At 72.4% G+C, this 1,960-nt stretch carries 2 protein-coding genes; both read right to left on the minus strand.

Features of this window, described 5'->3' with window-relative positions; all coding sequences use genetic code 11:
- Positions 1–1,061: MFS transporter (locus tag ACWJ6R_RS35445; RefSeq protein WP_449066398.1), on the minus strand; the 1,061-nt coding region annotated here is incomplete at its 3' end.
- A 218-nt stretch (positions 1,062–1,279) separates the two neighbouring features.
- On the minus strand, positions 1,280–1,960 hold a 681-nt coding region (locus ACWJ6R_RS35450; protein WP_449066399.1), incomplete at its 5' end, for a response regulator transcription factor.

A 1,960-nucleotide genomic window follows, 5' to 3' on the forward strand; every position in this document is an offset into this window, starting at 1 on the left:
CCCCCGCCAGCCACGGTCCCACCGCGCGCCCGCGTCGCCGAACACCGCGAGGACGCCGAACATCGCGGCGCCGCCGAAGGGGAAACGCGCCGACGCGAGGCTGAACGTCCCCGGCCACAGCAGGCTGACCGCCAGCCCGCACAGCGCGCACCCGGCGAGACTGAGCGCGGGCGCGCGGCGAGCGCGGCCACCAGGTAGCAGACGGCCGCCAGCGACCCGCAGGCGAGCATCGCCCAGGGCAGGCGGATCCGCTCGCCCCACAGGCCGTAGCCGATCCGGCCGATCCCCATGAGCACCGCGAACAGGCACGGACCGGCGAGATCGCCCCAGACCTTGGAGACGCCCAGCCCCTGCTCGGCGAAGAGCGACGACCACTGCGACATGGTCAGCTCGGCGGCGCCCGCGCAGAGCATCATCACCAGCGCCGCCGCGAAGGCGGGGGTCCGCAGCAGCGTCACGAGCGGGGTCCGGTGCTCCTCCGCGACCGTCGCCGGCAGCGGCACCCGCAGGAACAGCACCAGGTTGGCCAGCGGGACCACCGCCCACAGCAGCGGCAGGACCTGCCACGACGAGTCCCCGATCCCCGCCAGCAGCAGCGTCGTCACCAGGACGACGGCGACCTGGCCCCAGCAGTAGAACGAGTGCAGCAGGCTCATCGCGGCGGCCTTCCCCCGCCGCGGGGCGGGCAGCGCGTCCACGACCGGGCTGACCAGAACCTCCAGGAGCCCGCCGCCGATGCCGTACACCACGACCGCCAGGGCCAGCCCCGGGTACGGCGAGGCCGCGGACGGCGCGACAGCCAGGAGGACCAGTCCCGCCACGGCGAACACGTGCGCCAGGACCAACGGCACGCGGTAACCCGTGCGGTCCACCACCTTGACCGCGACCAGGTCGGTGACGAGCTGGGTCGCGAAGTTCAGCAGGACCAGGCGGCCGAGCATCTCATAGGGCACCTGGTAGCGGTCCTGGAACACGATGAACAGCAGAGGCGCCAGGTTGTTCACGATCGCCTGGGTGACGTAGCCGGTGTAACAGGCCCAGCGGGTGTGGTCGAAGGTCACCGATGTCTTCCAGAGGCCGGAGGCGGAACGGGCACACCGCTCCCGCGGCGACAAGGCGTATCGGACTATCGACCCGAAAAAGCCGGATATAATCCTATACGCGACAGATCAGAGGGCACCATAACGACCGGGCGGAGATCCGCACATGTTCCGGCCTCCGTCCCTGCATCACGACCCGACCTCACGGCTCCGCCCTCCCGACACTCCGGTGAAGCGGCTCAGGGACCGGCGTCGCGGGCGAGCAGGGCGGCCTGGACCCGGTTGGCGCAGCCGAGCTTGGTCAGGACGCGGCTCACATAGGTCTTGATGGTCGCCTCGCTCATGTTCAGCCGCAGGCCGATCTCCGCGTTGGACAGGCCCTCGGCGACCAGGCCGAGAACCTCCGCCTCGCGGGGCGCCAGCGCCGTCAGCCGCTCGGCCGCCTCCCTGCGGCGCTCGGCCTCCACCGGCGTGACCATGCCCAGCACCATCCGGGTCACCGCCGGGGAGAGGTAGGCGTCGCCGCGATGCGCCGCGCGGACCGCGTGGATCAGCTCCTCCGGGGTGCAGTTCTTCAGCACGAACCCGGACGTGCCGTTCTGCAGCGCGCGCAGCACGTTCGGCTCGGCGCCGAAGGCGGTGAGCACCACGGTCCGCAGCCCCGGCAGGCTCCGGCGCAGTTCCCCGATCGCGCTCAGCCCGTCCAGCACCGGCATGTCGATGTCGACCAGCGCCACGTCGACGCGGTGCCGGAGCGCCTCCTCCACGGCCGCCCTGCCGTCACCCGCCTCCGCGACGACCTCGATGTCGCCCGCCGACTCCAGCACGGTGCGGATCCCGGCCGTGATCAGCGGCTCGTCGTCGGCGACCAGCACCCTGATCACCCCCGGCGGCCGCCCCGCCGATCCCCCCTGCCCGCC

This window comes from Planomonospora algeriensis, assembly GCF_977012225.1.